The 16,124-nt window shown below is 59.3% G+C and carries 17 protein-coding genes; 8 read left to right on the top strand and 9 right to left on the bottom strand.

Annotated elements, in window-relative coordinates; genetic code table 11:
* Positions 1 to 20: 20 nt before the first annotated feature.
* The gene (locus tag VJV58_RS12670; protein ID WP_324137693.1) at positions 21 to 698 is read right to left on the bottom strand and encodes a DnaA ATPase domain-containing protein; all 678 of its coding nucleotides are present in this window, start codon (positions 696 to 698) and stop codon (positions 21 to 23) included.
* A 36-nt stretch (positions 699 to 734) separates the two neighbouring features.
* Positions 735 to 1,277 carry a CDP-alcohol phosphatidyltransferase family protein gene (locus VJV58_RS12665; RefSeq protein WP_324137692.1) on the bottom strand — a complete coding sequence of 181 codons (543 nt, stop codon included), beginning with the start codon at positions 1,275 to 1,277 and terminating at the stop codon, positions 735 to 737.
* 143 nt (positions 1,278 to 1,420) lie between these two features.
* On the opposite strand from VJV58_RS12665, the gene purM reads away from it, so the two are divergent.
* The 3 genes from purM to VJV58_RS12650 are packed head-to-tail and all read left to right on the top strand — an operon-like array spanning position 1,421 to position 4,104.
* On the top strand, positions 1,421 to 2,494 hold the full coding sequence (gene purM, locus VJV58_RS12660; RefSeq protein WP_324137691.1) for a phosphoribosylformylglycinamidine cyclo-ligase: 1,074 nt from the start codon (positions 1,421 to 1,423) through the stop codon (positions 2,492 to 2,494).
* Positions 2,495 to 2,498: 4 nt separating this feature from the next.
* Positions 2,499 to 3,149, top strand: a complete 651-nt coding sequence (gene purN, locus VJV58_RS12655) for a phosphoribosylglycinamide formyltransferase (protein WP_324137690.1) — start codon at positions 2,499 to 2,501, stop codon at positions 3,147 to 3,149.
* A 25-nt stretch (positions 3,150 to 3,174) separates the two neighbouring features.
* Positions 3,175 to 4,104: a 2-dehydropantoate 2-reductase gene (locus tag VJV58_RS12650; protein ID WP_324137689.1), complete on the top strand. Its 930-nt coding sequence runs from the start codon at positions 3,175 to 3,177 to the stop codon at positions 4,102 to 4,104.
* A gap of 83 nt (positions 4,105 to 4,187) precedes the next feature.
* Here VJV58_RS12650 and VJV58_RS12645 read toward each other — a convergent pair whose 3' ends face one another.
* The 3 genes from VJV58_RS12645 to VJV58_RS12635 form a co-directional block, all read right to left on the bottom strand.
* A complete protein-coding gene (locus VJV58_RS12645; RefSeq protein WP_324137688.1) occupies positions 4,188 to 4,391 on the bottom strand; it encodes a cold-shock protein in 204 nt (67 codons plus the stop codon).
* Positions 4,392 to 4,715: 324 nt separating this feature from the next.
* Positions 4,716 to 5,864: a ribonuclease D gene (gene rnd / locus VJV58_RS12640; protein ID WP_324137687.1), complete on the bottom strand. Its 1,149-nt coding sequence runs from the start codon at positions 5,862 to 5,864 to the stop codon at positions 4,716 to 4,718.
* A 179-nt stretch (positions 5,865 to 6,043) separates the two neighbouring features.
* Complete coding sequence (locus VJV58_RS12635; RefSeq protein ID WP_324137686.1) at positions 6,044 to 7,522, bottom strand: protein adenylyltransferase SelO; 1,479 nt, start codon at positions 7,520 to 7,522, stop codon at positions 6,044 to 6,046.
* A gap of 217 nt (positions 7,523 to 7,739) precedes the next feature.
* Here VJV58_RS12635 and aspS point away from each other — a divergent pair, with 217 nt between their 5' ends.
* The 3 genes from aspS to VJV58_RS12620 all read left to right on the top strand — a co-directional run bounded on the left by aspS (position 7,740) and on the right by VJV58_RS12620 (position 12,441).
* The gene (gene aspS / locus VJV58_RS12630; RefSeq protein WP_324137685.1) at positions 7,740 to 9,512 is read left to right on the top strand and encodes an aspartate--tRNA ligase; all 1,773 of its coding nucleotides are present in this window, start codon (positions 7,740 to 7,742) and stop codon (positions 9,510 to 9,512) included.
* Between the two features lie 51 nt (positions 9,513 to 9,563).
* Entirely contained in the window at positions 9,564 to 11,873 is a 2,310-nt protein-coding gene (locus VJV58_RS12625; RefSeq protein WP_324137684.1) for an NADP-dependent malic enzyme, read from the top strand.
* A gap of 115 nt (positions 11,874 to 11,988) precedes the next feature.
* Positions 11,989 to 12,441 (top strand): DoxX family protein, encoded by a 453-nt coding sequence (locus VJV58_RS12620; protein ID WP_324137683.1) that lies wholly within the window; start codon positions 11,989 to 11,991, stop codon positions 12,439 to 12,441.
* On the opposite strand, the gene VJV58_RS12615 is transcribed toward VJV58_RS12620, so the two are convergent.
* Positions 12,426 to 12,995: a dihydrofolate reductase gene (locus VJV58_RS12615; RefSeq protein WP_324137682.1), complete on the bottom strand. Its 570-nt coding sequence runs from the start codon at positions 12,993 to 12,995 to the stop codon at positions 12,426 to 12,428. The genes VJV58_RS12620 and VJV58_RS12615 overlap by 16 nt on opposite strands.
* Before the next feature lie 15 nt (positions 12,996 to 13,010).
* Positions 13,011 to 13,949, bottom strand: coding sequence for a polysaccharide deacetylase family protein (locus VJV58_RS12610; RefSeq protein WP_324137681.1), 939 nt, complete (start codon positions 13,947 to 13,949; stop codon positions 13,011 to 13,013).
* Positions 13,950 to 14,226: 277 nt separating this feature from the next.
* On the opposite strand from VJV58_RS12610, the gene VJV58_RS12605 reads away from it, so the two are divergent.
* The gene (locus VJV58_RS12605; protein WP_414641485.1) at positions 14,227 to 14,772 is read left to right on the top strand and encodes a CreA family protein; all 546 of its coding nucleotides are present in this window, start codon (positions 14,227 to 14,229) and stop codon (positions 14,770 to 14,772) included.
* Between the two features lie 51 nt (positions 14,773 to 14,823).
* On the opposite strand, the gene VJV58_RS12600 is transcribed toward VJV58_RS12605, so the two are convergent.
* Positions 14,824 to 15,099, bottom strand: coding sequence for a DUF6719 family protein (locus VJV58_RS12600; RefSeq protein WP_324137680.1), 276 nt, complete (start codon positions 15,097 to 15,099; stop codon positions 14,824 to 14,826).
* On the bottom strand, positions 15,096 to 15,248 hold the full coding sequence (locus tag VJV58_RS12595) for a hypothetical protein (RefSeq protein WP_324137679.1): 153 nt from the start codon (positions 15,246 to 15,248) through the stop codon (positions 15,096 to 15,098). The genes VJV58_RS12600 and VJV58_RS12595 overlap by 4 nt, the downstream gene beginning before the upstream one ends.
* Before the next feature lie 99 nt (positions 15,249 to 15,347).
* Between VJV58_RS12595 and VJV58_RS12590 the strand changes: the two genes are divergently transcribed.
* Positions 15,348 to 16,124: ArgE/DapE family deacylase (locus VJV58_RS12590; RefSeq protein WP_324137678.1), on the top strand; the 777-nt coding region annotated here is incomplete at its 3' end.

Genomic DNA, 16,124 nt, shown 5'->3' with positions numbered 1-16,124 from the left:
ATAATGAGGCGCAACAGCAATCACATCTTACGCAACAATTCAGCCGCGAGCGCTCGGGTAACAGGCCGACCCAGCCGCAACGCTTCGGTATCCAGGATCGCAACGGCTCGCCTTGCGGCCGCATAGGACCGCTCTATTCGGGTCGCCAGGTAGCCGACAACGCTTTCGTCGACGGCCATTTGGCGATCGGCGCAGAACTTCACGATCAGGGAACGAAACAACTGATCGTCCGGCGGCAACAACGATATCGTCGGCAGCGCGCGCAGTCGCGAGCGCAGATCGCGCAATTCGACAGGAAATGCCGAGGGCGGCTCACGCGCGGTGATCAGGACGAAAGCCTCTTCTTCTCGCGCCAGATTTATCAGATGGAACAGCGCCCGCTCATCGAACTCCGAGGAATTCAAATCTTCGACGACAAGCGCACCGGTCGCCAGCGCGTCTGGAACGAACGACGCACTCAGCAAGTGAGCCGATGTCGACCGCGCGCCCGCTTGCTCGGCCCAGATAGCCGCTAGATGACTCTTTCCGGATCCTTCCGGCCCAACAACCAGCATGATCCGGTTTGGCCACTCGGGCCAACTATCGATCAGCGCCAGCGCTGCGGCATTGGCCGGGCCTTCCAGAAAATTATCCCGGGTCAGACTCTCCGAGTGCGACAGCGCAAGCGCAAGCTGACGGGGTTCAACGCGGCCTGACACTACAGTTACTCCATGCCGGAACCGACCGGCGCGCTACTATGCGGTTTCGATCGTGCTCATGTGGCGCACCCACTCGACGAGATAGAGGGACACGGAAACCAAAGTAAAGATAGTTACAAAACCCATCAGTATCAGATCGTACGGACCTGAATTGAAACCGAAGCCAAGGGCAGCGAGCACCAGCGCGGCGAACGCCACCTGCGCTGCCGTGTTCAGTTTTGATACCATCAAAGGTTTCATCGGGATCGGCTTGCCAAACAACCATGACACGATCACGGCGGCGACAATCATGATATCGCGCGAGACGACCAGGATGACGATCCAGCGTGGGACCGCGCCCCAGATTCCCAGTGCGACGTAGATCGAGACGAGGAGGGCCTTATCGGCGAGCGGATCGAGCAAGGCTCCCAATTCGCTTGCCATATTGAAACGCTTGGCCAGAAAGCCGTCGACCGCATCACTGACGCCGGCGATGATGAAGATCGCAAATGCGATTTCCATCTGGCTGGAAGCGATAGCCCAGATAATGAACGGCACCAGCAGAATGCGGCCCAGAGTAATTATGTTTGGAATGCTCACAAGGACGCTTCCCGGCTCCCGGCCTTTCTGAAAATCCGGTCTTTTCAGACTAAACCGGTTCGTATCTCAATAGTAGCCGCTTGCGAGCCATTGCACATGAGCAGAAACCGACGTAACCAGCCGCCATCAGTTGGAATAGGGCCATGGTTAACCGCAAAAACGGGCTCACTTACGCGGATTCTGGCGTCGATATCGAAGCGGGCAATCGTCTGGTCGATCTCATCAAGCCGCTGGTCCGCGCCACGGCCCGGGCTGGAGCCGATGCCGAGATCGGCGGGTTCGGCGGCTTGTTCGATCCAAGGGCCGCCGGATTCAAGGACCCGGTTCTGGTAGCCGCCACCGACGGTGTCGGCACCAAGGTCAAGATCGCGATAGAAACCGGATTACACACCGGCATCGGCATTGACCTGGTGGCGATGTCGGTGAATGACCTCGTCGTCCAGGGCGCCGAGCCGCTGTTCTTTTTGGATTATTTCGCATGCGGCAAGCTCGACCCCGAGGCTGCCGCTGCAATTGTTGCCGGGATCGCCGAGGGATGTCGCGAAGCCGGGTGCGCGCTGATCGGCGGAGAGACCGCCGAAATGCCGGGACTTTATAAGGACGGCGACTACGACTTGGCAGGTTTCGCGGTCGGTGCCGCCGAACGCGGCACGCTGCTGCCGCGACGCGACATCGAGGCAGGAGATGCGGTAATCGGGATGGCGTCCTCGGGCGTTCATTCGAATGGCTTTTCGCTAGTTCGCAGAATAATCGAAGGCTCCGGTTTGAGTTTTGAGGCGCCGGCGCCGTTTTCGCCTGTTATGACGCTTGCTGGCGCGCTGTTGATTCCGACACGGCTTTACGTCAAATCATGCCTGCGCGCGATTGGCGTGAGCGGGGCGGTAAAGGGGCTTGCCCACATCACCGGCGGCGGTTTGACGGACAATATTCCTCGCGTGCTGCCTCAACATCTCGGCGTCGGAATTGATCTGCCGCGCCTGCCAGTGCTGCCGGTTTTCAAATGGCTGGCGGAGCAGGGAGGTATCGCCGAGCTTGAACTATTGCGCACCTTCAACTGCGGCATCGGCATGATCGCCATCGTGCCGCCGGATGCAATCGAGGAAGTCACCGACATTCTCACCGAGGGCGGCGAGAGCGTTACGGTGTTAGGTGAGGTAATCCAAGCCAAACGTGACCACCGCGTCGTCTACAACGGCCATCTCGACCTCTCATGGTGAGTCCATGAAGCGCCGTGTGGCAATCCTGATTTCGGGACGTGGGTCGAACATGGCGGCATTGATCCGGGCCGCCGCAGCCGCTGATTACCCCGCCGAGATTGCCCTCGTCATTTCCAACCGCCCGGACGCCGGCGGACTCAAAAAAGCGGCGGCGAGCGGAATCGCGACGACTACGATCGAAAGCAAGTCGTTCAACAACGATCGGTCGGCGTTCGAGGCGGTTCTGCAGTCCACGCTCGATCAACACAGGATAGACCTGATCTGCCTTGCCGGTTTCATGCGGTTGTTCACGGCAGAGTTCGTTCAGCGCTGGTACGGTCGCATGCTCAACATTCACCCCTCGCTACTGCCCGCGTTTCCAGGTCTCGAACCGCAGGCGCAGGCGTTGCGGGCGGGGGTCAAGATTTCCGGAGCAACGGTCCACTTCGTTATTCCGCAGACGGACGCGGGCCCAATTCTGATGCAAGGCGCAGTCGCGGTGCATGATGACGATACAGCGGAGGCGCTGGCCGCGCGAATTCTTGAAATCGAGCATCGCATTTACCCGGCGGCCCTGCGGCTGGTCGCGGGCGGACAGATGCGATTCGAAGGCGGCATCTGGAAAACGTCAGCTGATGCCGCCCCGGCTGTTTTGATTTCGCCGGCTGTGAGCTGAGTATTTCGGCGCGCATGGAGGCAAGATGGCCAAGATTGCGGTGGTCGGCTGCGGTGCAATGGGGTCGGTTTACGCCGCGCTTATGGCGGACGCCGGTCACGAGGTTCATGCCGTAACGCTCTGGCCGGATCACGCCGAGGCCATGGCCACAAAGGGCCTGCGCTGCGAAGGCGCCAGCGGTGACCGCACCGTGCCAATTCACGCTTCGACAACAACGGACGGCATCGGGAAATGTGATCTCGTCATCATCGCCACCAAGGCTTTCGACGTCGAGGCGGCCGCGAAATCCTGCATTCCCCTGCTCGGTCCGGAGACGATCATCCAGACCATTCAGAATGGGCTGGGATCTCCGGAAATCGCCGCACCCATTCTCGGCGAGGATCGCCTCGCGGTCGGCGTCGTCGGGGGTTTCGGAGCTTCGATAAAGGCGCCTGGCCACGCGCATCACAACGGCATGGAAATGATCCGGTTCGGCGCCTTTGCCGGATTGCCCAAGCAGCTTCTGCACGCCTCAGCCAAGATCTGGGAATCGGCCGGCTTCAAGGTCGCCCTATTCGACGACATCAAGCAGATGGTCTGGGAAAAACTGATCATGAACGTGGCCTTCTCCGGGACCTCCTGCGTCACCGGGCTGACCGTTGGCGAAATCCTTGCTGATACCGACGCCTGGACCGTGGCGCGAGGTTGCGCGGAAGAAGCGATCACGGTCGCGAAGGCGTCCAACATCAGGCTGAACGTTGGCGATCCGATCGAACATATTCGCAAGTTGGGCGGTAAGATTCCCGATGCCCGACCTTCGATGCTGCTGGATTACAATGCGGGTCGCCGATGCGAAGTGGACGCGATCAACGGTGCGATTCCCCGCGTGGGTAAGCCGCTCGGTGTAGCGACGCCGATCAACGAAACCGTAGTCGGGATCATCCGGGCGCGAGAACGTCGAATGCTCGCAACTTGATGCGATTTAACAAGGGGGAAAATAAAATCCCCCGGCAATGGCCGGGGGTGCATCAGGATTGCTTGCGCGGATCGTGACGAAGATTAGGAGACCTTCAGGTTTTCCGCGGAGGTTTTTCCGCGATTTTCCACGAGGTCATATTCGATAGTTTGATTTTCGTTGAGGGTAGAGAGTCCGGCGCGCTCGACCGCCGAGATATGGACGAAGACGTCCTTATCGCCGACCATCGGCTTGATGAACCCATACCCTTTTGTCGGGTTGAACCACTTGACGGTGCCCTTTTGCATCGCCTGTCTCCTGGTCTAGACGTAAAAAAGACGCGGCCACGGATTTTTCGTGCCACGCCACAAGCGGCCTTCCGGATGTCTGCTCAATTTCTTGGTCGCGAAACGCACAGTCGATCGGCCTAGATCCGATTGTGGCCGGGATTGCAACACGAAATTTCTGGCTTAGCAAGCTTTTGGCGTGTCCCAACAACTGACTGCCGCCACATTGTCCCAAGCACCTGTGGCAACGGCGCAACCTATCGACTGATCGCCGTTACCGGAGAACCGATGCCTTATCGGGAGCGCAGAGGCGGTCTTTTTACGGCCTGCCGAAGTGCCGGCGGTCTAGGTTCGATCCACCCTGACCACGCGTCCCTTTTCGATCGCAAGCGCCAGACGGCCATGCTTCAAGGACAACGCCGCCTCGCCGAACAACTCGCGTCGCCAGCCGTGTAATGCGGCCACGTCAGCCTCATCATCTGCGGCGATCCGCTCGAGATCGTCGACGGTAGCTATGACCTTGCTCGCCACCGCGTGGCGCTCGGAGGTCATGCGCAGCAAAACCTTCATCAATTCGACGATCGCGGCGCCATTTGAGTTGGCGCGCGGCTTTTCCAGTTTGGGCAAGCCGGCAGGGTCCCGCGCGAGTCCGCGCTGCACTGCGGCCACGATATCGGCGCCCCATTTCGACCGATCAAAACCCTTCGGCAGCGAGCGCAAATTTGCCAATCGCTCAAGAGTCGCGGGTGCATGGGTCGCAATATCGCCCACTGCGTCGTCCTTCAGAACGCGGCTTCGAGGGACGTCCCGACTCTGCGCCTCCTGCTCGCGCCAGGCAGCGACTTCCATGAGCACAGCAAGCTCCTTGGGCTTGCGCACCCGCGTCTTCAGCCGTTCCCATGCACGTTCCGGATGGAAATCGTAAGTCTTGGGCGAGGTCAGAACCTCCATTTCTTCGCTCACCCAATCGCTGCGACCGCGTTTCTTCAGGTCGGCGTCGAGTGCCGTGAACACGTCACGTAAATGGGTGACGTCAGAAACCGCATAGTGCATCTGCTCCGCCGTGAGCGGCCGGCGCGACCAGTCGGTGAAGCGATGGGTTTTGTCGGGCCGATGGCCCGTGATGCGCTCGACCAGCTGATCGTAAGCGATCGAGTCTCCATAGCCGAGCACCATGGCAGCGACCTGAGTATCGAAGATCGGGTGGGGGACAATGCCGGCTTGGTGCCAGACTATTTCGATGTCCTGGCGGGCGGCATGGAAAACCTTCAGCACCTTCTCGTTTGCCATCAGTTCAAAGAACGGCTTGAGATCGATGCCTGGCGCCAGAGTATCGATGACCACCGCTTCTTCGGCGCTCGCCATCTGTACGACGCAGAGCAGGGGGTAGTAGGTCGTCTCGCGCAGGAATTCGGTATCGACAGTGATGACGGGGTGCTTGCTGAGACGCGCGCAAGCCGCGGCCAGTTCCGCAGTGGTGCTAATCAAATCCATGAACAGTCCATGACACTTCTCGGCACGGCGTTCTGCCGAAAGCGCAGATATGTCAAGGGCCATGCGGCCAATTCGAGGCTTGAAATGCCGCCGTGGGTCGACGAAGGCGCACCGTATGAGTCCATTGATCGCCGTTACAGCGATTTCCGGTTGGCCAGATGCAAAAAGCGATTGACGATTCAGGTCCCGCAAAACGTCTGCAGAACGCGTTGGTGCGGCTGCGGCGGCTGCGCGTACTCCGCGAAAGCCGGCTGGTCTTCATACGGCTTTGAAAGCACCGTGAGCAGTCGTTCAAACGGCGCGAAATCGTCATGGCTCACGGCGGATTCGAGTACCGCTTCGACCCGGTGGTTCCTCGGAATGAACAGCGGGTTTGTCGATAACATCGCGTTCCGCCTCCCGTCAGGGCTCAGCGGCTCGTCGGCGGTTCGCTGTCGCCAGCGCACGACCCATTCGTCATATGCGCTGGGATCGGCGAATAAATCCCGAACGCTGCCATCGTGATCGGGACCGAGCGCGGCATCGCTCAAGCGTCTGAATGTAAGCGTAAAGTCGGCCTGGTTCTTGGCCATCGTGTCCAGCAGGTCTTGCGCGAGCGCCTGGTCGCCGTCGCGCGCCGTAGCCAGCCCGAGCTTATTTCGCAACCCGGACTGATAGGCCGCATTGAAAACTTCCGCGAATTCAGCGAGCGCCGACTGCGCTTCCTCGATCGCTTTGTCCTGCTGATCGGAAAACAGCGGTAACAGGCATTCAGCAAGCCTGGTCAGGTTCCAGAGCGCGATCCTGGGCTGATTGGCGTAGGCATACCGGCCGAGCTCGTCGATCGAACTGAATACCGTCGCCGGATCGTAGTGGTCCATGAAGGCGCACGGACCATAGTCAATGGTCTCGCCCGATATTGAAGTGTTGTCGGTGTTCATTACGCCATGGATGAAACCGACCAATAACCAGCGCGCGACCAGCTCGGCCTGTCGCGCGATAACGCCCTCCAGCAGGGCGTGGTAGGGTCTCTCGGCCGTGGCCACTTGCGGGTAATGCCTTGCTATGACGTGATCGGCCAGTTTCCGCACCCCGTCCGTATCGCCGCGCGCGGCAAAATACTGGAAGGTCCCGACACGAACGTGGCTCGAAGCCACGCGGGTTAGGATTGCCCCGGGCAATTCCGTTTCGCGAAGTACGCTCTCCCCGGTCATCACAGCCGCGAGCGAACGCGTCGTCGGTATTCCGAGCGCCGCCATGGCTTCACTGACGATGTATTCGCGTAAGACCGGACCAAGCGCGGCGCGGCCATCGCCGCGGCGCGAAAACGGCGTCGGGCCCGAACCCTTCAGTTGAATGTCGCGGCGGACCCCATCGGCATCGATCACCTCGCCAAGCAGGATGGCGCGCCCGTCACCTAGCTGGGGCACGAAATGACCGAACTGGTGGCCGGCATACGCCATCGCGATCGGGTCGGCGCCCGGGGGAAGCTGCTTTCCCGCAAGGATCTCGGTTCCCTCAGGGCTCGCGAGCCGATCCGGATCAAGCCCCAGGTGCAGCGCCAGCGGCCGGTTCAGCTTGATCAGCCTCGGTGAACTGACCGGTGTCGGCGCGACCCGGGCAAAGAAATTCGCCGGGAGCTCCGCGTAAGTATTCTGGAAGGGGAAATGCACAGTCATGGCCCAAACATAAGCATGCACTGGAATTAGACAATCGGGACGAAGCGCCCCCGTAAATGAGTTGGCTCGGGCATTTTTCCGCGCCAGAGCGGGTTTCTTTGGCCCGTTTGGTGGCGCATTCGGTTGCCGCGCCAGAGAGCCTCGGCTAAACCCTCACCCTCTTTCCGGGGCGGTTTCGCCCCCGATTCGATCCTGAACACCTGTTTTTGGAATATCCATGCATCGTTACCGGTCCCACACGTGCGGCGCGCTCCGCGAGAGCCATATTGGCCAGACGGTTCGGCTGTCAGGCTGGTGCCATCGTATTCGCGATCATGGTGGTGTGCTTTTTATCGATCTACGTGACCATTACGGTCTGACCCAATGCGTGGCCGATCCGGATTCCCCTGCGTTCAAGGATGCCGAAAAATTGCGTTCCGAATGGGTTGTGCGGATCGACGGGAAGGTGCGTCGGCGTCCTGCGGGCACCGAAAACCCGGAACTGCCGACCGGGGCGGTCGAGGTTTACGTCAGTGAAATCGAGGTGCTGGGCCCGTCGGGTGAACTGCCGCTGCCTGTGTTTGGTGAGCAGGAATATCCGGAGGACATCAGGCTCAAGTACCGCTTCCTCGACCTCCGTCGCGAGAAGCTACACCAGAACATCATGACGCGCGGCGCGATCATCGATTCGATGCGCAAGCGAATGAAGGAGCAGGGCTTCTTCGAGTTTCAGACGCCCATTCTCACGGCATCGTCGCCAGAAGGTGCTCGCGATTTTCTGGTGCCATCCAGAATTCATCCGGGCCGGTTCTATGCTCTGCCCCAGGCGCCGCAGCAGTACAAGCAGCTCCTGATGATGTCCGGTTTCGATCGCTACTTCCAGATCGCGCCCTGTTTTCGCGATGAAGACCCGCGCGCTGACCGGTTACCCGGCGAGTTTTATCAGCTCGACGTCGAGATGAGCTTTGTCACTCAGGATGACGTGTTCGCGGCGATGGAGCCCGTCATTACGGGTGTGTTCGAGGATTTCGCCAAAGGCAAACCGGTTACCAAAGGCTGGCCGCGGATTCCGTTCGCGGAAGCGTTACGCAAATACGGCAGCGACAAGCCTGATCTGCGCAATCCCATCGTGATGCAGGATGTATCCGAGCACTTCCGTGGTTCCGGTTTCAAAGTGTTCGCGCGCATGCTGGAGGAGCCGAAAAACCAGGTGTGGGCGATTCCCGCACCTGCCGGCGGCTCCCGCGCGTTTTGTGACCGCATGAATTCGTGGGCGCAAGGTGAAGGGCAACCTGGGCTCGGCTACATCATGTGGCGTGAGGGAGGCGAGGGCGCGGGTCCTCTCGCCAACAATATCGGCCCCGAGCGAACGACGGCCATCCGAGCTCAGCTCGGATTGAAGGAAGGCGACGCAGCCTTTTTCGTGGCCGGCGATCCCGATAAGTTCTGGAAATTCTCCGGTCTGGCCCGCAGCAAGCTCGGTGAGGAATTGAACCTCATCGACAGGGACCGTTTTGAGCTCGCCTGGGTCGTCGACTTCCCGATGTATGAATACAATGAGGAAGACAAGAAGGTCGACTTCTCGCACAATCCGTTCTCGATGCCTCAGGGCGGCCTCGATGCTCTGAAAAGTCAGGACCCGCTGACCATCAAGGCTTTCCAATACGACATCACCTGCAACGGATACGAGATCGCTTCCGGCGGCATCCGCAACCATCGGCCCGAGGCGATGGTGAAGGCCTTCGAGATCGCCGGCTACGGCGAGAAGGAAGTCGTTGATCGTTTCGGCGGCATGTACCGCGCTTTTCAGTACGGCGCGCCGCCGCATGGCGGCATGGCAGCCGGTGTCGACCGCATTGTCATGCTTCTTTGCGGCACCACCAACTTGCGCGAAATCTCGCTGTTTCCGATGAACCAGCGGGCCGAAGACCTGCTGATGGGAGCGCCGTCGGAGGTCACCGTGAAACAGTTGCGCGAGCTTCACATCCGGCTCAATCTGCCGCAGACCTGATGAATGTTGAGGCCTGAATTCGGGCCGACAGCGTCACGCGGGGGGAAATCCATGACGTCCTATTCCGATGATTTGCATTCCGCTGCCCTCGCTTATCACCGGCTGCCGAAGCCGGGTAAGCTCGAGATCCAGGCGATCAAGCCGCTCGCCAATCAGCGCGATCTCGCGCTCGCCTATTCGCCGGGCGTGGCAGCTGCTTGCACCGCGATTGCCGAAAACGCGGCGGAAGCCGCGTCCTTGACGACGCGCGCCAACCTTGTTGCGGTCGTTTCCAACGGCACCGCGGTGCTCGGACTTGGCAATATCGGCCCGCTCGCGTCTAAGCCGGTGATGGAAGGCAAGGCGGTTCTGTTCAAGAAGTTCGCCGGCATCGACGTATTCGATATCGAAATCGCCGCCGACACGATTGAACGCGTGGTCGAAACGGTGGCGGCGCTGGAGCCTACCTTCGGCGGCATCAATCTTGAGGACATTAAAGGTCCTGAGTGTTTTGAAATCGAGGCGCAGCTCAAAGCGCGCATGAAGATTCCAGTGTTTCATGACGATCAGCACGGCACCGCCATTATTGTCGGCGCCGCCATCACCAATGCGCTGCTGCTCAACGGGAAGAAGCTTTCGGAAGTAAAAATCGTCACGTCCGGGGCTGGAGCAGCGGCGATCGCCTGTCTCAATCTTCTGGTGTCAATGGGGGCGCAGCGCAAAAATATTTGGGTTTGCGATATCGACGGCGTGGTGCACGAGGGGCGTAAAACGCTGATGGATCGTTGGAAGTCGGTCTATGCCCAAAAGACCGACAAGCGCGTGCTGGCGGAAGTCATTGGCGGCGCGGACATCTTCCTTGGCTTGTCCGCGCCGAATGTGCTGACGCAGGACATGGTCAAGCAGATGGCCGACAAGCCATTGGTGATGGCTCTGGCCAATCCAAACCCGGAAATCATGCCGGACGAGGCCCGCAAGGCGCGCCCAGATGCGATGATCTGCACCGGGCGCTCCGACTTTCCGAACCAGGTCAATAACGTCCTGTGTTTTCCCTTCATCTTTCGTGGCGCCCTCGACGTTGGCGCAACAGCCATCAACGAGGAGATGAAAAAGGCCGCAGTCGATGCGATCGCGCAGCTCGCGCGTGACCCGCCGGTGGATGCGGGCGCGCAAGGCCTCGACAGCAGCGAAGTACAGGGGTTCGGTCTCGGTTCGCTAATCCCGAGCCCGTTCGATCCGCGGCTGATTTTGCGGATCGCGCCGGCGGTGGCGAAAGCGGCCATGGAATCCGGCGTTGCCTCCCGCCCGATCAACAAACTTGAGGATTACATCGCACAGCTGGAGCGTTTCGCGTTCCGCTCCGGGCTAGTGATGAAGCCGGTGTTCGCGAAAGCGAAGACCCAGCCGGTTCGCATAATATACGCCGAGGGCGAGGACGAACGCGTACTGCATGCGACGCAAGTCGTCCTGGAAGAAAAGCTGGCGCGCCCGATATTGGTCGGACGTCCTTCGGTGGTCGAAGCGCGGATCAAGCGGTTTGGATTAGCCATCAAGGCTGGCCAGGATTTTGATCTCGTCAACCCCGAGGACGATCCGCGCTACCGCTCCTACGTCCAATCGTACATCGATTCGGCTGGCCGTCACGGCGTCACGCCCGATGCCGCTCGCACCATGGTCCGGACCAACGCTACCGTGATCGCAGCCCTTGCCGTGATCCGAGGCGAGGCCGACGCGATGATCTGCGGCGTCGAGGGTCGCTACATGAGTCATCTCCGCCATGTGCGCGAGATCATCGGCTTCCTTCCGGGGGTCAGCGATTTCGCGGCGCTTGCGCTGATGATCACGACCCAAGGCGCTTATTTCATCGCCGATACGCAGGTGCGGCCTAACCCGACTGCCGAAGAACTTGCAGAAATAGCTGCTTTGGCCGCACTTCATGTGCAGCGCTTCAATCTGAAACCGAAGATCGCGTTCGTGTCGCACTCGGATTTCGGCAGCTATGATACCGAATCCTCGCGCAAGATGCGCCGCGCAACCGTGCTGCTCAAACAAAGCCATCCCGAACTCGAGGCCGATGGGGAAATGCAAGGGGATACAGCACTCTCGGAAGCCGCACGGAAGCTGGTTCTACCGCACTCGAAGCTGGAAGGAGTAGCCAACATCCTGATCATGCCGAACCTGGATACGGCTAACGTCGCTTATCAGATGATCAAGGTCCTGGCCGATGCCCTTCCGGTCGGGCCAATTCTGATCGGCCCCTCGCGTCCGGCGCATATTCTCACGCCCTCGGTCACCGCGCGCGGCGTGCTCAACATGACCGCCGTTGCGGCCGTCGAAGCCCAGGAACGAGCCGGCCGCCAGCAGCCATCCCTGTTTGCTTAGCTGCCAATTCCGTTTAGCGTCTGGCCATGCTTCGAGAGCGTTTGAAAAGGCGCGCCCGAGCGCGCATAATCGCGTAGCGATTTGCGAGCATTTTTTGCATCAGTGAGGCCGAAACATGCCAGCATTTATTACTTTCGGGCGGATCATATTCTCGGTGCTGTTTATTTATTCGGGCCTGACGAAGCTTTTTACGATCGCTGCGACGGCCGAAGTGATCTCCGCAAAAGTCGTGATTCCCGCTTTGGTTGATCCCTATGCATCACAACTCGAGGCGATGACCGGAATGCCTGCGCCACAAATGCTCGCCGTTGGGGTCGGCGCCTTTGAAGTCATCAGCGGATTGATGATCGCACTCAATTTCGGCGCCCGGTTCTTCGCTATATTGTTGATTATCTCCGTCGCCGTCTCGACGTTCTATTTTCATGATTTCTGGAATCAGCCGGCGCCGGAAAACGCTAGAACCATTATCGATGCGTTGAAAAATCTGTCGATCATCGGCGCGCTCTTCTTGATCGCAGGCTACGGCCGAACACCGCGTACGATAGAGCCTATTTATCGCGATCTCTGACCTGCGCGCCGCCATGGCGTGACGCTGACTTCGTCAGCGGCGTCCAGAATTTGGATTGTGCCGGGTGTGAGACCGTGAGCGGCGAGGACTTGTTCGGGGGACCGCTCCGGTACGCCCGGGAAACACGGTTCGCCCTCAGGCAAGCGCACCCGCGCCGCCCGCGACAGCCAAAACGTGTCATATCGGTCCATGAACATTCCGAACACGACGGGGCCGCCGATTATGGCCGCCGTGCCGGAATTCACGCCGGCGAAATCGCAGGCGTCTTCAAACGAAGCTCCGGCGGGATTCCACAGCGTTGCTTTGGGATTGGAAGCATCCGGCGCGATCGCGTCAATCATCCCGGTCAATATGATTCGCTTGCGCCGGGGCGAGTTCGGTTGGTCTTCGTAGGAATTACGGCCGTGCACGATCAGATCGGCATGATCCAGCGCGGCGGTGAAGAACTGCTTGTCGGCCTCGAACTTTAGTTCATCTGGCATGACGCGAGCGGCGTTCGCCAGCATTCCATCCGCCGAGACGATGACATAGCCATCGATACGTAAGGCCGGCATCCTGCGCGAGCGACCCTATTCGGAAATCGTCTGCACTACACTGGAGACCGGCCGTGAACTCACGGTGGGGAGTTTCGAATCCTTCAGGATTTCCTCGTCGTATTGCGGGAGCGTTTGCACCGGCGACTTGGCAATCATTTTGACGACCTTGAAGCCGCCTGCCTTCAGCCTGTGCAGCAATTCCGGCAGGGCTTCCGCCGTGTGCTTCTGAAAGTCGTGCATCAGGATGATGCCTTTGCCCAGTTTGTCGACCTTCCTCATAACCGTGTCGATGACGGTCTGCGGCTTGCTAGCCTTGAAGTCGAAGGAATCGAGGTCGCAGGAAAAAATCGCTATGTTTCGGCTGCCGAGATAGGTCACCATTTCGGGCGGATGCTGTAGCGCCGGGAAGCGGAAGAATGGCGATGGCGCAGCCCCCAGTGCCCATTTGACCGCACTGAATCCCTTTTCGATCTCTTCCTTGCGCTGGTCCTCATTCAACTTCTTGTTGCTTAGATTTGCATGCGACCAAGTATGCGCGCCGATGGTATGGCCGGCAGCGGCAACCTGCTTCAGGATTTCGGGATGGTAGGTAGCGTGCTTGCCGATCGGAAAGAAGATGCCGGTGGTACATTCATCTGCGAGCGTCTTCAGGACGGACGGCGTGTTGACGGGCCAAGGACCGTCATCGAAGGTCAGGACCACCTCGTGGTCACGCAGGAAATCGAGTTGCTTGAAGTGCTCGAAACCAAAGCCAGGTCCACCCGTGGTATCAATCTCAACGGTGCGGCCGATCCCAAGGGCATTCGGATTCGCGCAAGCCGCTTTCGCCGTCGGTGGGGCCGGCGCCGGAATCGGGGCGGTCGCCGCTTGCGGAGCGGCCGCGCTTTTCGCGCCAGCTGTTTGAGACCACGCCGCGCTTGAGGCCAGCAGTGAAACTGCGCCTGCGACGATCAATGCTGTGGCAATACGCATTATTGTTCCCCTTACCCGATCCTGCGCTGCGGCCTGCCTCTCGCTCGTGGGTCCGAACGATTTCCTGCCTTCATGATGGTAGCCTAATTGGACCTGCGCCGCCACGGCAACAGCCGTCATGGGCGGTGAACAGATTTGTCTCCGAAGGTTAATTCCAGGCGAAAAACGTGGCGGGTAAGCAACCTGAACCTGACAGGTGCAGATCGTTTAGCTGTAGTTGCCTTACTGTGGAACTCAGTAATGCCTACATCATTGCAAGTGGGCAACGGAGAACGACATGACACCCAAAGCCTCGAATTCGCGGGAGAACAAGTGGAAATCTCTGGCTTTGGTAGCGATTGCGGCGATGCTCACCGCTTCGGCGGCTGTGGCTGCCGATGAGCCCGACCTGATCTTCCGCCGGTCGACTGTCTTCAAGTGGCTCACACCGAATGACAAGCTCGCGACCTACGGAATCGACGATCCCGAGGTCGAGGGGGTCGCCTGTCATTTTACGGTGCCCGAAAAGGGCGGAGTCAAAGGTTGGCTTGGGGTCGCGGAGCAAGTATCGGATATCTCTTTGGCGTGCCGACAGATCGGGCCGATTCATTTCAAGGGAAAGATGGAGCAAGCCGACGACATGTTTCGGCAGAGACGTTCGCTGTTTTTCAAGAAGATGCAGATTGTCCGTGGTTGCGACGCCAAGCGGAACGTGCTGGTTTATATGGTGTATACCGACAGACTGATCGAAGGGTCGCCGAAGAATTCAACATCCTCAGTGCCGATTATGCCGTGGGGCGCAAGCGACACAACGATCCAAAAGTGCGGTGACTTCATTCAGTGACGTTTATCGCTAAGGTTTGGGCGATCGCGCGAGTTCTAAACGCTTCCCGTTTCATCTTCGCGGGCCGAGCCGCGGAATGCATTTTTGCGCCCTAGCTATTCCGCTAGCGGTCATTCTAGTGCCGGAGACCTCCTTGATCTGACCGGCGGGGCACGATCCGTCGTCGACGAGGATACGCTGGCCCAGCCTTAAACTTACGATATTCTGCTCGCGCGACACTTGTTCCGCTGTCGCTAGTTGTGGGAACGCGCCGATTGCGAGAACGACAACCAGCAGCAACGAGCCAGGCCGGATATCAACTATGTTTGCCGTCGCGACCGGTTTCATTTGTTTTGAATCTTCAATCCATTCGGCCCGACGTTGATCTGAAGGCCTTCCGGTTCCTTTTTGGTCTGGTAAAGATTGTAACCGAGCACGCCTACAGCAACGATCAGTGCGCCAATGATGAGATACAGGATATTGCGGTTGCCGGGCATGCTGTTTCCCTCCGCACCAAAAATCTTCGCCACAACCTATTGGCACCCACGTGATTCTAGAAGTGACAACTCTACAGGCGACCACGGGAATGGGACTCAATGAACGCGCTCGATAAGAACCAAAGAATTCTCGATGCCGTCGATAGCCGTTTCGACGCGCAGCTTGCCACCACAAAGGAATTCGTCGCGATTCCCTCCACCCGCGGCGCCGAGGGGCCCTGCCAGGATATGATCGGCGATCTCTTGCGGCAGCGAGGGTACGAGGTCGACGACTGGCATATCGAAATTGACGAGTTGAAGAATTTGCGCGGTTTCGGTCCCGTCGAGCACGATTTTTCCAAGGCGCGCACCGTGGTCGGCACCTACAGGCCTACGAAGATCGCAGGGAAGTCGCTCATCCTGCAGGGCCACTGCGATGTGGTTCCGGCGGGGCCGCTCGAGATGTGGGAGACGCCGCCGTTTTCGCCGGTGGTAAGGGACGGCAGGATGTATGGTCGGGGCGCTTGCGACATGAAGTCCGGCACCATCGGCGCACTTTATGCTCTGGATGCGATCAGGGCCGCGGGCTTCAAACCAACGGCGCGGATTCATTTCGAATCGGTGATAGAGGAGGAGAGTACTGGCGTTGGCGCGCTCTCAACCCTGCAGCGCGGATATCGCGCCGATGCCTGTTTCATTCCCGAACCGACGTCGGGCAAGATGGTGCGCTCGCAGGTCGGGGTGATTTGGTTTCGATTGAAAGTGCGGGGCCATCCTGTGCACGTGTTCGAGGCCGGTGCCGGCTCGAACGCCATCGTGGCAGGCTACCATCTCATCCACGCGCTGCAAAAACTTGAGTCAGACTGGAATGAGCGCGCCAAGGCCGATCGCAACTTT

Origin of the sequence: Bradyrhizobium sp., from assembly GCF_035273305.1 — a bacterium.
In the GTDB taxonomy this organism is placed as follows: domain Bacteria; phylum Pseudomonadota; class Alphaproteobacteria; order Rhizobiales; family Xanthobacteraceae; genus Bradyrhizobium.
This window is presented reverse-complemented; position numbering and strand designations above follow the sequence as displayed.